We start from the raw sequence: 19,721 nt of genomic DNA on the forward strand, positions 1-19,721 counted from the left end.
GAGTGTCCCTGATCGCGTCTGACCACTTCCGCATCGTTGTCGGCCTCGGCAAGAGCGGCATGTCCCTGGTTCGCTTCCTGGCGAACCGGGGCATTGCGTTTGCGGTGGCCGATACCCGCGAGAACCCGCCGGAGCTGGCGACCTTGCGTCGCGACTACCCGCAGGTGGAAGTGCGTTGTGGCGAACTGGATGTGGAGTTCCTGTGCCGTGCCGACGAGCTGTACGTCAGCCCCGGCCTGGCCCTGGCGACCCCGGCCCTGCAGCAGGCGGCCGCGCGCGGCGTGAAGCTGTCGGGCGACATCGAGTTGTTCGCGCGCAATGCCAAGGCGCCGATCATTGCCATCAGCGGTTCCAATGCCAAGAGCACCGTCACCACCCTGGTCGGGGAGATGGCCGTTGCGGCAGGCAAACGTGTGGCAGTGGGCGGCAACCTCGGTACACCGGCACTGGACCTGCTGGACGACGCCATCGAGCTGTACGTGATGGAGCTGTCGAGCTTCCAGCTGGAGACCACCGATCAGCTGAATGCCGAAGTGGCCACCGTGCTCAACGTCAGCGAAGACCACATGGACCGCTACAGCGGCCTGCCGGCCTATCACCTGGCCAAGCACCGGATCTTCCGTGGCGCACGGCAGGTGGTGGTCAACCGCCAGGATGCACTGAGCCGTCCGCTGCCGATGGAAAACGTGCCGTGCTGGACGTTCGGCCTGAATGTGCCCGACTTCAAGGGCTTCGGGCTGCGTGAAGAGAACGGCGAGAAGTACCTGGCGTTCGAGTTCCAGACCCTGATGCCGGTGCGCGAGCTGAAGATCCGTGGTGCGCACAACCAGTCCAACGCCCTCGCGGCGCTGGCCCTGGGGCATGCCGCAGGCCTGCCGTTCGACGCCATGCTGGCCAGCCTGCGCACCTTTGCCGGCCTGGCCCACCGTTGCCAGTGGCTGCGCGAGCGTGACGGCGTGAGCTGGTACGACGACTCCAAGGCCACCAACGTCGGTGCCGCGCTGGCGGCCATCGAGGGCCTGGGTGCGGATATCGACGGCAAGCTGGTGCTGGTGGCCGGCGGCGACGGCAAGGGCGCGGACTTCTCGGCGCTGCGTGCCCCGGTGGCGGCGCACTGCCGCGCCGTGGTGCTGCTGGGCCGTGATGCCGAGCGCCTGGCCCAGGCGTTGGGCGACAGCGTGCCGCTGATTCGCGTCAGCAGCCTCGACGAAGCCGTGCAGCAGGGCGCCGCGCTGGCCCAGCCGGGCGACGCCGTGCTGCTGTCGCCTGCCTGCGCAAGCCTGGACATGTTCAAGAACTTCGAAGAGCGTGGGCGGCTGTTCGCCCAGGCCGTGGAGGGGCTGGCATGATCTTCGGCATCATCAAGCCTTATCCGTCCCCCCTGGTCACCGGTCGCGGCATCGACCTCGATTTCGCCATGCTCGCTGGCTGCCTGGCGCTGCTGGGCCTTGGCCTGGTGATGATCACCTCGGCCTCCTCGGAAGTGGCCGCGTTGCAGTCGGGCAACCCGCTTTACCACATGATCCGTCACCTGGTGTACGTGGCCATCGGCCTGGTCGCCTGCGTCGTCACCATGATGGTGCCGATCGCCACCTGGCAGCGCATGGGCTTCATGATGCTGGTCGGTGCCTTCGGGTTGCTGGTGCTGGTACTGGTGCCGGGCATCGGCCGCGAAGTGAACGGCTCGATGCGCTGGATCGGCTTCAGCTTCTTCAACGTGCAGCCTTCCGAGATCGCCAAGGTGTTCGTGGTGATCTACCTGGCGGGCTACCTGGTGCGCCGCCAGACCGAGGTACGCGAGAGCTGGATGGGCTTCTTCAAGCCGTTCATCGTGCTGCTGCCGATGGCCGGCCTGCTGCTGATGGAGCCGGACTTCGGCGCCACGGTGGTGATGATGGGCGCCGCCGCGGCGATGCTGTTCCTGGGCGGGGTGGGGCTGTTCCGCTTCAGCCTGATGGTGGTGCTGGCGGTGGCGGCGGTGTTCATTCTGGTACAGGCGCAGCCCTACCGGATGGCGCGCCTGATCACCTTCACCGACCCCTGGTCGGATCAATTCGGTTCCGGCTATCAGCTGACCCAGGCCCTGATTGCCTTCGGCCGCGGTGAGTGGCTGGGCGTGGGCCTGGGCAACAGCGTGCAGAAGCAGTTCTACCTGCCCGAAGCACACACCGACTTCGTGTTCTCGGTACTGGCCGAAGAGCTGGGCGTGGTCGGTTCGCTGCTGACCGTTGCGCTGTTCGTGTTCGTCAGCCTGCGCGCGATGTACATCGGTCTGTGGGCCGAGAAAGCCAAGCAGTTCTTTGCCGCCTACATGGCCTACGGCCTGGCCTTCCTGTGGATCGGCCAGTTCCTGATCAACATCGGGGTGAACGTCGGCCTGCTGCCGACCAAGGGCCTGACCCTGCCGTTCCTCAGCTACGGCGGCAGCTCGCTGGTGATCTGCTGCGTGTGCATGGGCCTGCTGCTGCGCATCGAGTGGGAGAGCCGCACGCACCTGGGCAGCGAAGAACATGAATTCGATGAGAGCGATTTTGCCGAGGAGCCAAGACATGGCCGTTGAAGGCAAAAACGTATTGATCATGGCAGGCGGCACCGGTGGCCACGTGTTCCCGGCCCTGGCCTGCGCCCGTGAGTTCCAGGCACGCGGTTACACCGTGCACTGGTTGGGCACCCCACGCGGTATCGAAAACGAGCTGGTGCCCCAGGCCGGGTTGCAACTGCACCTGATCCAGGTCACCGGCTTGCGTGGCAAGGGCAAGCTGTCGCTGCTCAAGGCGCCGTTCACCCTGTTCAAGGCGGTGCTGCAGGCGCGGCGCATCATCCGTCGGCTCAAGCCGGTGTGTGTGGTCGGCTTTGGCGGCTATGTGACCGGCCCGGGCGGTGTGGCGGCGAAGCTGGCTGGCGTACCCGTGGTGATCCACGAGCAGAACGCCAAGGCCGGTACCGCCAATCGGCTGCTGGTGCCGCTGGCAGGCCGAGTCTGCGAAGCTTTCCCGAACACCTTCGAGGCCAGCGACAAATTGCGCACCACCGGCAACCCGGTGCGCGGCGAGCTGTTCCTGGAGCCTGTGCGCGCGCCACTGGCCGGGCGCCGCGCGCGCCTGCTGGTGCTGGGCGGCAGCCTGGGCGCGGAGCCGTTGAACAAACTGTTGCCGCAGGCCCTGGCCCTGGTACCCGAGGCCCTGCGCCCCGAGGTGTTCCACCAGGCCGGCAAGCAGCATGACCAGATTACCGCCGAGCGCTATCGCGAGGCCGGGATCGAGGCTCAGGTAGAGCCGTTCATCAAAGACATGGCCCACGCCTATGGCTGGGCCGACCTGGTGATCTGCCGGGCCGGTGCGCTGACCGTCAGCGAACTGGCTGCGGCCGGTCTGCCCTCGATGCTGGTGCCGCTGCCCCATGCTATCGACGATCACCAGACCCACAACGCCCACTATCTGGCACGTGAAGGCGCCGCCTTCCTGATGCCGCAAGCGACAACTGGCGCAGCGCAACTCGCTGAACGCCTGAACGAGGTACTGATGCAACCGCAAAAACTCGACACCATGGCCAGCACCGCACGACGCCTGGCCAAACCCGCGGCTACCAGCACCGTAGTCGATATCTGCCTGGAGGTGGCCCATGGTTGAAAGCCAGAAAGCCATCCCGCAACCTGAAATGCGCCGTATCCGCCGCATTCACTTCGTCGGTATCGGCGGCGTGGGCATGTGCGGTATTGCCGAGGTATTGCTCAACCTGGGTTACCAGGTTTCCGGCTCGGACCTCAAGGCCTCGCCGGTCACCGAGCGCCTGGAGTCCTTTGGTGCCGAAATCTTCCTTGGCCACCGCGCCGAGAACGCCGCCAGTGCCGATGTACTGGTGGTGTCCAGCGCCATCAATACGGCCAACCCGGAAGTGGCGACGGCCCTTGAGCGGCGTATTCCCGTGGTACCGCGTGCCGAGATGCTCGCCGAACTGATGCGCTATCGCCACGGCATCGCGGTAGCCGGTACCCACGGCAAGACCACCACCACCAGCCTGCTGGCCTCGGTGTTCGCCGCCGGCGGCCTGGACCCGACCTTCGTGATCGGTGGCCGGCTGAATGCAGCAGGTACCAATGCACAACTGGGTACCAGCCGCTACCTGATTGCCGAAGCCGACGAAAGCGACGCCAGCTTCCTGCACCTGCAGCCGCTGGTGGCCGTGGTCACCAACATCGACGCCGACCACATGGCGACCTATGAAGGCGACTTCAACAAGCTGAAGAAGACCTTCGTCGAGTTCCTCCACAACCTGCCGTTCTACGGCCTGGCCGTGGTATGCCTGGATGATCCGGTGGTGCGCGAGATCCTGCCGCTGGTCAAGCGCCCGGCAGTGACCTACGGCTTTGCCGAGGAAGCCGACGTGCGCGCGATCAATGTGCGCCAGTCGGGCATGCAGACCCACTTCACCGTGCTGCGCCGTGACCGCGAGCCGCTGGACGTGTCGGTGAACATGCCGGGCAACCACAATGTGCTCAATGCACTGGCCACCATTGCCATCGCCACCGACGAGGGCATCAGCGACGAGGCCATCGTGCAGGGGCTTTCGGGCTTCCAGGGCGTGGGCCGACGTTTCCAGGTGTACGGCGAACTGCCGGTCGACGGTGGCAGCGTGATGCTGGTGGACGACTACGGTCACCACCCCACCGAAGTGGCGGCCGTGATCAAGGCCGTGCGCGGTGGCTGGCCGGAGCGCCGCCTGGTGATGGTTTACCAGCCGCACCGCTACAGCCGTACCCGCGACCTGTACGACGACTTCGTGCAGGTGCTGGCCGATGCCAACGTGCTGCTGCTGATGGAGGTCTACCCGGCCGGCGAAGAGCCGATTCCGGGGGCCGACAGCCGCCAGCTGTGCCACAGCATCCGTCAGCGTGGCCAGTTGGACCCGATCTACATCGAGCGCGGCATCGAGCTGGCGCCACTGGTCAAGCCGCTGCTGCGTGCCGGTGACATCCTGCTGTGCCAGGGTGCCGGCGACATCGGTGGCCTGGCCCCGCAATTGTTGAAAAGCCCATTGTTCGCGGGCGCGGTTGCCACCGCAGGGAAGGCCAAATGACTGCTCAATACTCCAAGCTGCACTCGACCATCGACCCGAAGGCCTTCGGCCGTGTCGGCGTGCTGTACGGCGGCAAGAGCGCCGAGCGCGAGGTGTCGCTCAAGTCCGGCGCCGCGGTGATCGAGGCGCTCACCAGCGCCGGCGTCGAGGTGATCGCCATCGATGTGGGTGACGATCTGCTCGACCGTCTGCAGCGCGAGAAGCTCGACCGCGCCTTCATCATTCTCCACGGCCGTGGCGGTGAAGACGGCAGCATGCAGGGCCTGCTCGAGTGCCTGGGTATCCCCTACACCGGCAGCGGCATCCTGGCGTCGGCCCTGGCGATGGACAAGTTGCGCACCAAACAGGTGTGGAAAAGCCTGGGTATTCCAACCCCGCACCACGCGGTGCTGGCCAGCGAGCAAGACTGTATTTCTGCGGGCGCGGAACTGGGCTTCCCTTTGATCGTCAAACCGGCCCATGAAGGCTCCAGTATCGGTATGGCGAAAGTGAGCAGCGTCGAAGAATTGATCGTTGCCTGGAAGGACGCCGCCACCTACGACTCGCAAGTATTGGTTGAACAATGGATTCACGGTCCGGAGTTCACCATTGCCGTGCTGCGCGGCCAGGTGCTGCCGCCGATTGCGCTGGGCACCCCGCACACGTTCTACGACTACGACGCCAAGTACGTCGCCAACGATACCCAGTACCGCATTCCGTGCGGCCTGGACGCTGCCAAGGAACAGGAACTGATCGAACTGACCGCACGTGCGTGCGACGCCATCGGCATTGCCGGCTGGGGTCGTCTGGACGTGATGCAGGACGAGCAGGGCAACTTCTGGCCTCTGGAAGTCAACACCGCACCAGGCATGACCGATCACAGCCTGGTCCCAATGGCGGCACGCGCGGCCGGCCTGGACTTCCAGCAGTTGGTGCTGGCGATCCTGGCGGCCAGCGTCGAGGCGCGAGGTTAAGCCCATGCAAGGCGCGATGGTACGTCATCAGCAACCCGCCACCGGCCGCAAGCCGGTGCCGCGCGGTGCCAGCCGGATGGTGGCCAAGGAGCCACTGTCGGCGCGCCTGCCCAAGGCCAATTTCAGCGTGTTCAAGCGTCTGCTGTGGCCGGTTCTGCTGGTAGTGGCCGGGTTCGGTGCCTACGAGGGCGCACAGCGCCTGATGCCGTATGCCGACCGGCCGATCACCAAGATCGCCGTGCAGGGCGACCTGAGCTACATCAGCCAGCAGGCCGTGCAGCAGCGTATCGCGCCCTATGTGGCCGCCAGCTTCTTCACCGTCGACCTGGCCAGCATGCGCACCGAGCTCGAGCAGATGCCGTGGATTGCGCATGCCGAAGTGCGCCGCGTGTGGCCGGACGAAGTGGTGATCCGCCTCGAGGAACAGCTGCCGGTGGCGCGCTGGGGCGACGAGGCCCTGCTCAACAACCAGGGCCAGGCCTTCACCCCGCGCGAGCTGGCCAACTACGAGCACCTGCCGCAGCTGTTCGGGCCGCAGCGGGCGCAGCAGCAAGTGATGCAGCAATATCAGATACTGAGCCAGATGTTGCGGCCCATGGGCTTCTCGATCGCCCGGCTGGAACTGCGCGAGCGGGGCAGCTGGTTCCTGACCACCGGTGCCGGCAGCGCCGGGCCGGGTATCGAGTTGCTGCTGGGGCGCGACCATCTGGTGGAAAAGATGCGCCGCTTCATTGCCATTTACGACAAGACGCTTAAAGAACAGATCACGAACATCGCCCGCATCGATCTGCGTTACGCCAATGGCCTGGCCGTTGGCTGGCGGGAACCGAATGCACCGACGACAGCCCAACCCGCTGTTGCGAAGAATTAGAGAGAGGCAGGACCCATGGCAAATGCGCATAGCGGCAAAATGATCGTCGGGCTGGATATCGGTACGTCCAAGGTGGTTGCACTGGTGGGCGAAGTGGCCGCCGATGGCACTCTGGAAATCGTCGGTATCGGCACCCATCCATCGCGCGGGCTGAAGAAGGGCGTGGTGGTCAATATTGAATCCACCGTGCAGTCGATCCAGCGCGCCGTCGAAGAGGCCCAGCTGATGGCTGGCTGCCGGATTCACTCGGCGTTCGTCGGCGTGGCGGGCAATCACATCCGCAGCCTGAACTCCCACGGCATCGTCGCCATCCGCGATCGCGAAGTCAGCGCGGCGGACCTGGAGCGGGTGCTGGACGCGGCCCAGGCCGTGGCCATCCCGGCCGACCAGCGGGTGCTGCACACCCTGCCGCAGGACTACGTGATCGACAACCAGGAAGGCGTGCGCGAGCCGCTGGGCATGTCCGGCGTGCGCCTGGAAGCCAAGGTGCACGTGGTCACCTGTGCGGTCAATGCAGCACAGAACATCGAAAAATGCGTGCGCCGCTGCGGCCTTGAAATCGACGACATCATCCTCGAGCAACTGGCCTCGGCCTACTCGGTGCTGACCGATGACGAAAAAGAGCTGGGCGTGTGCCTGGTGGACATCGGCGGCGGTACCACCGACATCGCGATCTTCACCGAGGGCGCCATCCGCCACACGGCGGTGATTCCGATTGCCGGCGACCAGGTGACCAACGACATCGCCATGGCGCTGCGTACCCCCACCCAGTACGCCGAAGAGATCAAGATCCGCTACGCCTGTGCCCTGGCCAAACTGGCCGGTGCCGGCGAAACCATCAAGGTGCCGAGCGTGGGTGATCGTCCGCCGCGCGAACTGTCGCGCCAGGCCCTGGCCGAAGTGGTCGAGCCACGCTACGACGAACTGTTCACCCTGATCCAGGCCGAACTGCGTCGCAGTGGCTACGAAGACCTGGTGCCGGCCGGCATCGTGCTCACCGGCGGTACCGCCAAGATGGAAGGCGCGGTGGAACTGGCCGAAGAGATTTTCCACATGCCGGTACGCCTGGGCGTGCCTTACACCGTGCGGGGTCTGAGCGACGTGGTGCGCAACCCCATCTATTCCACCGGCGTGGGCCTTCTGACCTATGGCCTGCAGAAGCAGTCCGAAGGCGTGACCCTGACCGGTATCAGCAGCAACAGCTATGGCGATGAACCGAAGGCCCCGGTGCTTGAGCGACTCAAGCGCTGGGTCCAGGGCAACTTTTAAGTTTCAAAGCAGTAGTAGTAGGCGCAAAAAACTAGAGAACTGAAAGGAGAGGGAAAATGTTCGAGCTCGTAGACAACGTCCCGCAAAGCCCGGTCATCAAAGTGATCGGCGTCGGTGGCGGCGGTGGCAACGCCGTCAATCACATGGTCAAGAGCAACATCGAAGGCGTCGAATTCATCTGCGCCAACACCGATGCTCAAGCGCTGAAAAACATCGGCGCGCGCACCATCCTGCAACTGGGTACCGGCGTGACCAAGGGCCTGGGTGCAGGTGCCAATCCGGAAGTCGGTCGTCAGGCCGCGCTGGAAGACCGTGAGCGCATCGCCGAAGTGCTGCAAGGCACCAACATGGTGTTCATCACCACCGGCATGGGCGGCGGTACCGGTACCGGTGCTGCTCCGATCATCGCCGAAGTGGCCAAGGAAATGGGCATCCTCACCGTTGCGGTGGTGACCCGTCCGTTCCCGTTCGAAGGTCGCAAGCGCATGCAGATCGCCGACGAGGGCATCCGTGCCCTGGCCGACAGCGTCGATTCGCTGATCACCATTCCGAACGAGAAGCTGCTGACCATCCTGGGCAAGGATGCCAGCCTGCTGTCGGCCTTCGCCAAGGCTGACGACGTGCTCGCCGGTGCCGTTCGCGGTATCTCCGACATCATCAAGCGTCCGGGCATGATCAACGTCGACTTCGCCGACGTGCGTACCGTGATGAGCGAGATGGGCATGGCCATGATGGGTACCGGCTGCGCCAGCGGTCCGAACCGTGCGCGTGAAGCGACCGAGGCGGCCATCCGCAACCCGCTGCTCGAAGACGTCAACCTGCAGGGCGCCCGCGGCATTCTGGTGAACATCACCGCAGGTCCTGACCTGTCGCTGGGTGAATACTCCGATGTGGGCAGCATCATCGAGGCATTCGCCTCCGACCACGCCATGGTCAAGGTCGGTACCGTCATCGACCCGGACATGCGCGACGAGCTGCACGTCACCGTGGTAGCCACCGGCCTGGGTGCCAAGATCGAGAAACCGGTCAAGGTCATCGACAACACCCTGCAAGCGTCCGCTGTACATACCCCAGCCCCTGCACCGGCCCGTCCGGAGCAACCTTCGGTCAACTACCGCGATCTGGAGCGTCCGACCGTCATGCGCAACCAGGCTCACGCCGGGGCCGCTGCGGCACAGAAGCTGAACCCGCAGGACGACCTGGATTATCTGGATATCCCGGCTTTCCTGCGTCGTCAGGCCGATTAATGGAATTTATCAGGGCTATGAAGGTGATTGGTGTTCAGCAAAGGCCGGGTCTGCTATTATCCTCAGCCTTTGTTGATACCAGTTCGCAATTTGCGCTGAAGCGGCCAATGCCATGATTAAACAACGCACCCTGAAAAATATCATCCGTGCCACAGGTGTCGGTCTGCACTCCGGGGAAAAGGTTTACCTGACCCTCAAGCCCGCCCCTGTGGATACCGGCATCGTATTTTGCCGTGCCGACCTCGACCCTGTGGTGCAGATCCCTGCCCGTGCGGAAAATGTCGGCGAGACGACCATGTCCACGACACTGGTCAATGGCGATACCAAGGTAGACACGGTAGAGCACCTGCTCTCGGCCATGGCTGGCCTGGGCATCGATAACGCCTACGTCGAGCTCTCCGCGTCCGAAGTGCCAATTATGGACGGCAGCGCCGGGCCCTTTGTATTCCTGATTCAATCTGCCGGCCTGGAAGAACAGGACGCAGCCAAGAAGTTCATCCGCATCCTGCGTGAAGTGACAGTGGAAGACGGCGACAAGCGCGCCACTTTCCTGCCTTTCGAAGGGTTCAAGGTGAGTTTCGAGATCGATTTCGACCACCCGGTGTTCCACAACCGGACCCAGAGTGCCAGCGTGGACTTTTCCAGCACCTCGTTCGTGAAGGAAGTCAGCCGCGCCCGTACCTTCGGGTTCATGAGTGACATCGAGTACCTGCGCAAGCACAACCTCGCCCTCGGCGGCAGCGTGGAAAACGCCATCGTCGTGGACAAGGATGGCGTGCTCAACGAAGACGGCCTTCGCTACGAAGACGAATTCGTCAAGCACAAGATCCTCGATGCGATTGGCGACCTCTACCTGCTGGGCAACAGCCTGATCGGCGAGTTCAAGGGCTACAAGTCCGGACACGCGCTGAACAATCAGCTGCTGCGCAAGCTGATCGAGGAAACCGATGCGTGGGAAGTGGTGACGTTCGAAGATGCCAGCACGGCACCGATCTCTTACATGCGTCCGGTTGCGGCAGTGTAAGTACGAACTCTCTCTTCTTTAGTTATTTTTTGGGGCTGCCTTCGGGTGGCCCTTTTTTATTGCCGCGCACTCGCAGGTTTGCGAGCGCTGTGCGCTCGTCTATCCCTTGCCGTGCCTGGCCAGGCGCTCCAGCGCCGCCTTGAGCTTGGGGTCGGTGATCCCTTCGGCCGTAGCGTGGATGTTCTGCGCCGAACGTGTCGAGATGTCCATCGGGTGCCCCGCCGCGGGTGCCACACCGGCCACCGGCTGCACCCTGAAATTGATGCGGGTCAGGCTGCTGAAGGCCTCCATCATCTGCAACTGGCGCAGCAGGCGTTTCTGCTGGTAGCGCAGGCGCGTGGCCCAGTGCCCGTCGGTGACGATCAGCAGCAGCGTACCCTCGCGCCACGAGGCCACATGGCAATGCTCACGCGCTGCCGGCTGCAACTGGCTCTCCACCAGGCGCTGCAGCTGGGCCAGGCGCTGGGCCTGGCTGAACAGGGCCTTGAGCGGTCGCGCTTCACGCAAAAGCACGGCGGGTGCACGGGCGGGCAGGGGGCGAAAAGCCATGGGCAGGGTCCGAAAAGTACAGTGGCGCCATCTTAACAGATCGCCCCGCCGGTAATTCTTCATGTGACGATGGGTTGAAGTTGGCGAAAAAGGCCTTATTGTAAAAAAGCCCCGTCAAAAAGCGCTGTGCCAGCATCGTGGAAATCCGCCACTTTCCTCACCATCGTTTCCGGGTAGAATGCTCGTTCGCATGCGGCCATAAGGGCTGCACGGGCGACTCACGGGGCCGCCCTCCATCCCTACGTGTGGAAGATCCTGCCAATATGTTTGCGCCTTTGTTAAAAAAACTTTTTGGAAGCAAGAACGAGCGTGAAGTCAAACGCATGCTCAAGACGGTACAGATCGTCAATGCCTTCGAAGAGCAGATGGTCGCCCTGACGGACGAGCAGTTGCGGGCCAAGACCGCAGCGTTCAAAGAGCGCCTGGCCAAAGGCGAGACCCTTGACCAACTGTTGCCCGAAGCCTTCGCCGTTGCGCGCGAGGCCGGCAAGCGGGTCATGGGCATGCGTCACTTCGATGTACAGCTGATCGGTGGCATGACCTTGCACGAGGGCATGATCGCAGAGATGCGTACCGGTGAAGGCAAGACCCTGGTGGCGACCCTGGGCGTGTACCTCAACGCGCTGTCCGGCAAGGGCGTGCACGTGGTCACGGTCAACGACTACCTGGCCCGCCGCGACGCCAACTGGATGCGCCCTCTGTATGAATACCTGGGCCTCACCGTGGGTGTGGTCACCCCGTTCCAGCCGCCGGAAGAAAAGCGCATCGCCTATGCCGCCGACATCACCTACGGCACCAACAACGAATTCGGTTTCGACTACCTGCGCGACAACATGGCGTTCAGCATGGAAGAGAAATTCCAGCGCGAGCTGAATTTCGCCGTGATCGACGAAGTCGACTCCATCCTGATCGACGAAGCCCGTACCCCGCTGATCATCTCCGGCCAGGCCGAAGACAGCTCCAAGCTGTACATCGAGATCAACAAGCTGATCCCGCAGCTCAAGCAGCACATCGAAGAGGTCGAAGGGCAGGTCACCCAGGAAGGCCACTACAGCATCGACGAGAAGACCCGCCAGGTCGAACTCAACGAAGCCGGCCACCAGTACATCGAAGAGATGCTCACCCAGGTCGGCATGCTGGCCGAGGGCGAGAGCCTCTACTCGGCGCACAACCTGGGCCTGCTGACCCACGTGTATGCCGGCCTGCGTGCCCACAAGCTGTTCCACCGCAATGTCGAGTACATCGTGCAGGACGGCCAGATCCTGCTGATCGACGAGCACACCGGCCGCACCATGCCGGGCCGTCGCCTGTCCGAGGGCCTGCACCAGGCCATCGAGGCCAAGGAAAACCTGAACATCCAGCCCGAGAGCCAGACCCTGGCCTCGACCACGTTCCAGAACTACTTCCGCCTGTACAACAAGCTGTCCGGCATGACCGGTACCGCTGACACCGAAGCGTTCGAATTCGCCCAGATCTACCAGCTCAACGTGATGGTGATCCCGCCGAACAAGCCGCTGGCGCGCAAGGACTTCAACGACCTGGTCTACCTGACGGCCGAAGAGAAGTACACCGCGATCATCGCCGACATCAAGGAGAGCATGGCTTCCGGGCGTCCGGTGCTGGTGGGTACCGCCACCATCGAAACCTCCGAGCACATGTCCAACCTGCTGATCAAGGAAGGCATCGATCACAAGGTCCTGAACGCCAAGTTCCACGAGAAGGAAGCCGAGATCATCGCCCAGGCCGGTCGCCCGGGTGCACTGACCATTGCCACCAACATGGCCGGTCGTGGTACCGACATCCTGCTGGGCGGCAACTGGGAAGTCGAAGTGGCTGCCATGGACAACCCGACGCCCGAGCAGGTTGCCCAGGTCAAGGCCGACTGGCAGAAGCGTCACCAGCAGGTGATCGAGTCCGGCGGTCTGCACGTGATCGCCTCCGAGCGCCACGAATCGCGCCGTATCGACAACCAGCTGCGTGGCCGTTCCGGCCGTCAGGGCGACCCGGGCTCGAGCCGCTTCTACCTGTCGCTGGAAGACAGCCTGATGCGCATCTTCGCCTCCGACCGGGTCAAGAACTTCATGAAGGCCCTGGGCATGCAGTCCGGCGAGGCCATCGAGCACCGCATGGTCACCAACGCCATCGAGAAGGCCCAGCGCAAGGTCGAAGGTCGCAACTTCGACATCCGCAAGCAACTGCTCGAATTCGACGACGTGGCCAACGAGCAGCGTAAGGTCATCTACCACATGCGCAACAGCCTGCTGGCGGCGACCAACATCGGCGACACCATCGCCGAGTTCCGCCAGGAAGTGCTCGATGCCACCGTGGCTCAGCACATCCCGCCACAGTCGCTGCCCGAGCAGTGGGACGTGCCGGGCCTGGAAGCGGCACTGGCCAGCGATTTCGGGGTCAAGCTGCCGATCCAGCAGTGGCTGGACGAAGACGACCACCTGTACGAAGAGACCCTGCGCGAGAAGTTGATGGCCGAGCTGATGGCGGCCTACAACGAGAAGGAAGAGCAGGCCAGCGCCGATGCCCTGCGTACCTTCGAGAAGCAGATCCTGCTGCGTGTGATCGACGACCTGTGGAAAGACCACCTGTCGACCATGGATCACCTGCGCCACGGTATCCACCTGCGTGGCTACGCCCAGAAGAACCCGAAGCAGGAATACAAGCGCGAGTCGTTTGCCCTGTTCCAGGAACTGCTGGACTCGATCAAGCGCGACACCATCCGCGTGCTCTCGCACGTTCAGGTTCGCCGCGAAGACCCGATCGAAGAGGAAGCACGCCTGCGCCGCGAAGCCGAAGAGCTGGCCCAGCGTATGCAGTTCCAGCACGCCGAGGCCCCCGGCCTGGAAGCGGGCGAGCTGCTTGAGGAGGGTGCCGACGTCGCCGTGGCCGCAGCGCCGGTGCGCAACGAGCAGAAGCTGGGCCGCAACGAACCCTGCTGGTGCGGTTCGGGCAAGAAGTTCAAGCAGTGCCACGGCAAGATCGACTGATCGCACCGCCGTTGCCCCCTGCTGATATCTGAACACCGCGCCGCGACGGGCCCAACCGTCGCGGCGTTGTTCCATCTCAAGCGCCGGTATCTCGAGCCGGCGCCTTTTTTCTAGGAGCGCTTTCATGGCTGTCGGTCTTGGTCCTTTGCCAACGTTGCACCCGGTTCCAGGTTTTGAACTCGGTATTGCCTCTGCGGGCATCAAGCGCCCCGGGCGCAAGGACGTTGTGGTAATGCGCTGCGCCGAAGGCTCCAGCGTTGCCGGCGTGTTCACCCTCAATGCGTTCTGCGCTGCCCCGGTGATCCTGGCCAAGCAGCGCGTGCAGGGCAGTGTGCGTTACCTGCTGACCAACACCGGCAACGCCAACGCCGGTACCGGCGCCCCCGGCCTGGCCGCTGCCGCGCGCACCTGCGCCAGGCTGGCCGAGCTGGCGGGTGTCGACGCCGATGCGGTGCTGCCGTTCTCCACCGGTGTGATCGGTGAGCCACTGCCGGTCGAGAAGATCGAAGGCGCGCTGCAGGCCGCCCTGGACGACCTGTCGGAAAACAACTGGGCCGAGGCCGCCACCGGCATCATGACCACCGACACCCTGCCCAAGGGTGCCAGCCGCCAGTTCCAGCATGACGGCGTGACCATCACCGTGACCGGCATCAGCAAGGGCGCCGGGATGATCCGCCCGAACATGGCGACCATGCTCGGCTACATCGCCACCGACGCCAAGGTGGCGCCGGCCGTGCTCAAGGACCTGCTGCTGGACGGCGCCAACAAGTCGTTCAACCGCATCACCATCGACGGCGATACCTCGACCAACGATTGCTGCATGCTGATCGCCACCGGCAAGGCCGACGTGGCTGAAGTGACCGAAGCCCGCGGCCCGCTGTTCGACGCGTTGAAAAAGGCGGTGTTCGAGGTGTGCATGGAAGTGGCCCAGGCCATCGTGCGTGACGGTGAAGGCGCGACCAAGTTCGTGACCGTTCAGGTCAACGGTGGTGGCAATCATCAGGAATGCCTGGACGTCGGCTATGCCGTGGCGCATTCACCGCTGATCAAGACCGCGCTGTTCGCCTCCGACCCGAACTGGGGCCGGATCCTGGCAGCTGTGGGCCGTGCTGGCGTGCCGAACCTGGACGTGAGCCTGATCGACGTGTACCTGGACGATGTGTGCATCGCCAGCAAAGGCGGCCGCAACGCCACCTACACCGAGGCCCAGGGCTCGGCCGTGATGGCCCAGGAAGAGATCACCATCCGCATCGACCTGGGGCGTGGCGACTGCAGCGAGACGATCTGGACCACCGACCTGTCCCATGAGTATGTGAAGATCAACGCCGAATACCGTACCTGACCGTATTGCGGGTCAAGCCCGCTCCCTCAAGGATTGCAGTAACCCTGTGGGAGCGGGCTTGACCCGCGATAGGCCCCCGCATATCCCGATGGAGCCCACCCATGAGCTACCAACTGATCATCGGCGACAAGCTGTATTCCTCCTGGTCGCTGCGCGCCGCCCTGGCCCTCGAACTGGCCAGGGTGCCCTACACCGAACTGCTGATCACCCTCAACCAGCCCGATACCCGCCAGCGCATCCTGGCGCACTCCGCCACCGGCAAGGTGCCCCTGCTCAAGTCCGAACACGGCACCATCGCCGATTCGCTGGCAATCGCCGAGTACCTGGCCGAGCGCCACCCTGAAGCCAACCTGTGGCCCAGCGACATCGCTGCCCGGGCCCAGGCGCGTTCGGCCTGCGCGCAGATGCACAGTGGCTTCTTCGCCCTGCGCAGCACCATGCCGATGAACCTGGACCACGATCAGGCCCTTGAGAGCATTCCACTCGAGGTGCAGATCGACATCGACCGCATCGTCGCGCTGTGGTCCGAGTGCCGCCTGGTGGCCAAGACCCCGGGCCCGTACCTGTTCGGCGAACTGAGCCTGGCCGACGCCTTCTTCGCCCCGGTGGCGGTGCGCCTGCGCAGCTACCGTGTCGAACTGCCAGCGGCAGCCGCCGCCTACGTCGAGGCCATCTACCAGTGGCCGGCCTTCCAGGCCTGGCAGCAGGCTGCGCTGGCGGAGCGTGCGTCGTGAAGCGGGTGCATGTTGCCGCTGCGGTGATCCGTGGCACCGATGGGCGCATCCTGATTGCGCGCCGTGCCGACAGCCAGCATCAGGGCGGCCTGTGGGAGTTTCCCGGCGGCAAGGTGGAGGCGGGGGAGGCGGTCGAGATCGCCCTGGCCCGCGAGCTGCACGAGGAACTGGGCATCGTCGTGACCCGTGCACGGCCCTTGATCAAGGTGCGTCACGACTACCCCGACAAGCAGGTGCTGCTGGACGTGTGGGAGGTCGACGGCTTTACCGGCGAGCCCCATGGCGCCGAAGGCCAGCCACTGGCCTGGGTGTCGCCACGCGAACTGCCGCAATACGACTTCCCTGAAGCCAACCAGCCCATCGTGGCGGCCGCGCGGTTGCCTGGCCACTACCTGATCACCCCGGGCGAACTGGAAGCCCCGCAGTTGCTGCGCGGCATCCAGAAGGCGATTGCCGGCGGGATCAAGCTGGTGCAGTTGCGTGCGCCCAACGGCTACGACCCCAAGTACCGCGATGTGGCGGTGGATGCGGTGGGGCTGTGTGCCGGCAAGGCGCAGTTGATGCTCAAGGGGCCGCTGGAGTGGCTGGGCGATTTCCCGGCGGCAGGGTGGCACCTTACGGCCGAGCAGTTGCGCAAATATGCGCCCAAGGGCCGACCGTTCCCCAGGGAGCGCTGGCTGGCCGCGTCATGTCACAACGCCGAAGAACTGGCGCTGGCCGAGCAGATGGGGGTGGATTTCGTCACCCTGTCGCCGGTGCAGGCGACCCAGACGCATCCCGAGGCGGTACCGTTGGGCTGGGAGCAGGCCAGCGAGCTGATCGAAGGCTTCAACCGGCCGGTGTATGTGCTGGGTGGCGTGGGGCCGGCTGATTGCGAGCGGGCCTGGCAGTTCGGCGCCCAAGGCGTGGCCGGAATTCGGGCGTTCTGGCCTGAGGCCTGAGTGAAGCCTCGCCGGCAAGGCCGGCTCCTACAGACGGCGCTGACCTTTGTAGGAGCCGGCCTTGCCGGCGAAGCGGCGTCATGGCCTGGCCGCAGCCTGCCACAACACCTCCGCCACCCCCTGGCGCCGCGCAATCACCCGCGCCGCCACGAACAGCAAGTCCGACAGCCGATTGATGTACGCCAGCCCTACCCCCGCCAGCGGCTCTGCCGCATTCAACTGCTGACACCGCCGCTCCGCACTGCGGGCCAGGCTGCGGCATACATGCGCCTGGGCAATCAGCGCCGAACCGCCCGGCAGAATGAAGTTCTCCAGAGGCCCCAGCTCTTCGTTCCAGTGGTCGATCGCCGCTTCCAGGCGCTGTACCTCGGCCTCGTTCAAGGCCTGGTAACTGGGCATCGCCAGCTCACCACCCAGGTCGAATAGCCGATGCTGACACGGCGCCAGCACTTCGACCACCTCGTCCAGGTGTTGCTCGGCCAGGCCTGCCAGCAACACACCCAGCTGGCTGTTTAGCGTGTCCACCTCGCCGATGGCCTCGATGCGCGGATGGTCCTTGGCGACGCGACGGCCGTCGCCCAGGCCGGTTTCGCCCTTGTCGCCGGTGCGGGTGTAAATCTTCGACAAGCGAAAACCCATGCTCATGACTCCATCGTTGGCGGGCCGGGGGGTGGCATCGGCAGGTTGCTCAGCGGCAGGCGCAAGGTGAAGCACGTGCCCTGACCCGGCGCCGACTGCACCTCCATCTGGCCCTTGTGGTTGTTGGTGATGATGAAATACGACACCGACAGGCCCAGGCCAGTGCCCTGGCCGATTTCCTTGGTGGTGAAGAACGGCTCGAAGGTGCGCTTGCGCACCGCCTCGGGCATGCCCACGCCATTGTCTTCGACCTGGATCTCGGCCCACGGCGGGTTGAGCCGGGTACGCAGGATGATACGCCCCGGTTCGCTGTCGTCTTCGCGCTGGTGAATCGCCTGGGCGGCGTTCTTGAGCAGGTTGAGCAGCACCTGTTCCAGCTCGTTGGCGGTGCCGGGCACCGGGCCCAGGGCCGGGTCGAACTGGCGCACGATGGCCTGGCCCTTGAAGTCGAAGCCTTCGGTCAGGTCGAAGTCGTTGCCGGCGATCTCCACCGCCTGGTCGATCAATGCCGGCAGGTCGCACGGTGCCATCTGGCGATTGCTGCGGCGGCTGAAGCTGAGCATGTGGGTGACGATCTTGGCCGCCCGTGCGCCGGCCTGCTGGATGCCATCGAGCAACTGGGGTACCTGGCGGTTTTCCAGGTACTGGTTGACCGTACCCAGGTCGATGCCGGTTTCGCTGGCCTGCTCCAGGTTTTTCGGCAGGTCGGGGGACAGGCGTCGACGGATGTTCTGCACGTTGTGCAGGATCGCACCCAGCGGGTTGTTGATCTCGTGGGCCATGCCAGCAGCCAGACCACCGACCGATAGCATCTTCTCCGACTGCACCATCATCTCTTCGAGCGACAGGCGCTGGGTGATGTCGTCGATGCGAATCACCACGCCGCGCCCGCCACCGCCCATCAGCGGGTAGAAGGTCAGGGCGTAGTGGCGCGCATCGTCGCCCCTGGTCCAGGTGACCCGCTCGATCTTGGCCACGCGGTGCTTCTCGACGCTTTCCTTGAGCTGCGGCAGGAACGGCTTGAGCGGCTCGAACGCGAGGAAGATCGGCTGGTTCAGCGCCTCGTCCAGCGGCGTGCCGGAAAGCGCGCTGGCCTCCTGGTTCCACTGGGTCACGTAGAGCTGTTCGTCCAGGGCGATCAGTGCCGAGGGCATGGAGTCGATGATGCTGTTGAGGTAGTTCTGAAAGCCGGTGAGCTTGCGCTCGATCTTGCTGCGCACCTGTACTTCGAGTTCCAGCTTGCGGTTGGTGTGACGGGTTTCCTCGGCCAGGCCCTGGGCCTGGTCATAGGCGGTCTGGAATTCGTCGCGGGCGCGCTTGAGTTGCTGTTCGCGGGCTTCGATGCGCGACAGCATGGTGTTGAACGCCTCGGCCAGGCTGCCGATTTCGTCGCGGTTGCCGGGGCGCGCGCGCAGGGCATAGTTCTCTTCGCGGGTCACCTGGCGCGAGAGCTGTTCGAGCTGGTAGATCGGCTGGGTGATCAAGCGCTTGATCTGCCGCGCAATCAGCATCCATAGCAGGATGCTGAACACCAGGATGCCCAGGCTGGCGGTCAGCGTGCCGGTATAGAAGGCCATCGGCAGCTCGCTGCTGGCCACCAGCAGCAGATGCCCGGGCGGGTTGCCGGGGCGCGGCAGGGTCACCAGCTGGGTGCTGCGAAACTCGGTCAGGCGCCAGCTCTCGATGTTTCGGTAGCGCTTGGGCACTGCCAGGGGTTCGCCGTGCTGCAACTGCGCCAGCAGCTTGCCGTCGCTGCCATACAGCGCGGCGGCGCGCAGCGGGGTGTAGCTGTCCAGTTCCTTGAGCAGGTCGTTGGCCGCCTCTGGCGAGTCGGCGGCGCGCTGTGCCAGCTCCGGGTGCGATACCAGGCGGCCGATGGTCTGCAGGGCCTGAGGCGCCATGGCCTCCTGGGAGATCCAGTAGGCGGCGCTGATGAAGGTCAGGTTGGCCACCAGCAGAATGGTGATCAGCAGCACCAGCAGGGCGGCCAGCAGCTTCTGGCCGACCGGCAGGTTTTCCAGGCGTTCGCGCAAGGGCATGGTGACGGCGTGATCCTGTGGGTGGAGGGGCAGGGTAG

General features: G+C 64.4%; 16 protein-coding genes. 13 read left to right on the forward strand and 3 right to left on the reverse strand.

Annotated elements, in window-relative coordinates:
• Positions 1-2: 2 nt before the first annotated feature.
• The 9 genes from murD to lpxC all read left to right on the forward strand — a co-directional run bounded on the left by murD (position 3) and on the right by lpxC (position 10,440).
• Positions 3-1,349 carry a UDP-N-acetylmuramoyl-L-alanine--D-glutamate ligase gene (murD, locus tag B4I46_RS18365; protein ID WP_104571974.1) on the forward strand — a complete coding sequence of 449 codons (1,347 nt, stop codon included), beginning with the start codon at positions 3-5 and terminating at the stop codon, positions 1,347-1,349.
• A complete protein-coding gene (ftsW, locus tag B4I46_RS18370; protein WP_054914837.1) occupies positions 1,346-2,560 on the forward strand; it encodes a putative lipid II flippase FtsW in 1,215 nt (404 codons plus the stop codon). The genes murD and ftsW overlap by 4 nt, the downstream gene beginning before the upstream one ends.
• On the forward strand, positions 2,550-3,629 hold the full coding sequence (murG, locus tag B4I46_RS18375; RefSeq protein ID WP_043862067.1) for an undecaprenyldiphospho-muramoylpentapeptide beta-N-acetylglucosaminyltransferase: 1,080 nt from the start codon (positions 2,550-2,552) through the stop codon (positions 3,627-3,629). The genes ftsW and murG overlap by 11 nt, the downstream gene beginning before the upstream one ends.
• On the forward strand, positions 3,622-5,076 hold the full coding sequence (murC, locus tag B4I46_RS18380; RefSeq protein ID WP_043862068.1) for a UDP-N-acetylmuramate--L-alanine ligase: 1,455 nt from the start codon (positions 3,622-3,624) through the stop codon (positions 5,074-5,076). Before murG ends, murC begins: the two co-directional genes overlap by 8 nt.
• Entirely contained in the window at positions 5,073-6,029 is a 957-nt protein-coding gene (locus tag B4I46_RS18385) for a D-alanine--D-alanine ligase (protein ID WP_043862069.1), read from the forward strand. Before murC ends, B4I46_RS18385 begins: the two co-directional genes overlap by 4 nt.
• Before the next feature lie 4 nt (positions 6,030-6,033).
• Positions 6,034-6,900 carry a cell division protein FtsQ/DivIB gene (locus B4I46_RS18390; protein ID WP_286901264.1) on the forward strand — a complete coding sequence of 289 codons (867 nt, stop codon included), beginning with the start codon at positions 6,034-6,036 and terminating at the stop codon, positions 6,898-6,900.
• Between the two features lie 15 nt (positions 6,901-6,915).
• Positions 6,916-8,169 carry a cell division protein FtsA gene (gene ftsA / locus B4I46_RS18395; RefSeq protein WP_043862071.1) on the forward strand — a complete coding sequence of 418 codons (1,254 nt, stop codon included), beginning with the start codon at positions 6,916-6,918 and terminating at the stop codon, positions 8,167-8,169.
• 56 nt (positions 8,170-8,225) lie between these two features.
• Entirely contained in the window at positions 8,226-9,416 is a 1,191-nt protein-coding gene (ftsZ, locus tag B4I46_RS18400) for a cell division protein FtsZ (protein WP_286901265.1), read from the forward strand.
• Between the two features lie 112 nt (positions 9,417-9,528).
• Positions 9,529-10,440: a UDP-3-O-acyl-N-acetylglucosamine deacetylase gene (lpxC, locus tag B4I46_RS18405; RefSeq protein WP_043862073.1), complete on the forward strand. Its 912-nt coding sequence runs from the start codon at positions 9,529-9,531 to the stop codon at positions 10,438-10,440.
• A gap of 99 nt (positions 10,441-10,539) precedes the next feature.
• Here lpxC and B4I46_RS18410 read toward each other — a convergent pair whose 3' ends face one another.
• The gene (locus B4I46_RS18410; RefSeq protein ID WP_054914835.1) at positions 10,540-10,989 is read right to left on the reverse strand and encodes a DUF721 domain-containing protein; all 450 of its coding nucleotides are present in this window, start codon (positions 10,987-10,989) and stop codon (positions 10,540-10,542) included.
• Between the two features lie 263 nt (positions 10,990-11,252).
• Between B4I46_RS18410 and secA the strand changes: the two genes are divergently transcribed.
• From secA to B4I46_RS18430, 4 genes are all read left to right on the forward strand, one after another.
• A complete protein-coding gene (secA, locus tag B4I46_RS18415) occupies positions 11,253-13,988 on the forward strand; it encodes a preprotein translocase subunit SecA (RefSeq protein WP_054914834.1) in 2,736 nt (911 codons plus the stop codon).
• A gap of 124 nt (positions 13,989-14,112) precedes the next feature.
• On the forward strand, positions 14,113-15,330 hold the full coding sequence (argJ, locus tag B4I46_RS18420; protein WP_286901267.1) for a bifunctional glutamate N-acetyltransferase/amino-acid acetyltransferase ArgJ: 1,218 nt from the start codon (positions 14,113-14,115) through the stop codon (positions 15,328-15,330).
• Between the two features lie 101 nt (positions 15,331-15,431).
• The gene (locus B4I46_RS18425; protein WP_088515537.1) at positions 15,432-16,064 is read left to right on the forward strand and encodes a glutathione S-transferase; all 633 of its coding nucleotides are present in this window, start codon (positions 15,432-15,434) and stop codon (positions 16,062-16,064) included.
• A complete protein-coding gene (locus tag B4I46_RS18430; RefSeq protein WP_043862078.1) occupies positions 16,061-17,005 on the forward strand; it encodes a Nudix family hydrolase in 945 nt (314 codons plus the stop codon). The genes B4I46_RS18425 and B4I46_RS18430 overlap by 4 nt, the downstream gene beginning before the upstream one ends.
• Before the next feature lie 78 nt (positions 17,006-17,083).
• On the opposite strand, the gene B4I46_RS18435 is transcribed toward B4I46_RS18430, so the two are convergent.
• Positions 17,084-17,644 carry a cob(I)yrinic acid a,c-diamide adenosyltransferase gene (locus B4I46_RS18435; protein ID WP_043862079.1) on the reverse strand — a complete coding sequence of 187 codons (561 nt, stop codon included), beginning with the start codon at positions 17,642-17,644 and terminating at the stop codon, positions 17,084-17,086.
• Between the two features lie 2 nt (positions 17,645-17,646).
• Positions 17,647-19,683 carry an ATP-binding protein gene (locus tag B4I46_RS18440; protein WP_054914831.1) on the reverse strand — a complete coding sequence of 679 codons (2,037 nt, stop codon included), beginning with the start codon at positions 19,681-19,683 and terminating at the stop codon, positions 17,647-17,649.
• Positions 19,684-19,721: the final 38 nt, after the last annotated feature.

The organism is Pseudomonas sp. UBA7500 (genome assembly GCF_002478435.1).
GTDB classification, from domain to species: domain Bacteria; phylum Pseudomonadota; class Gammaproteobacteria; order Pseudomonadales; family Pseudomonadaceae; genus Aquipseudomonas; species Aquipseudomonas palmensis.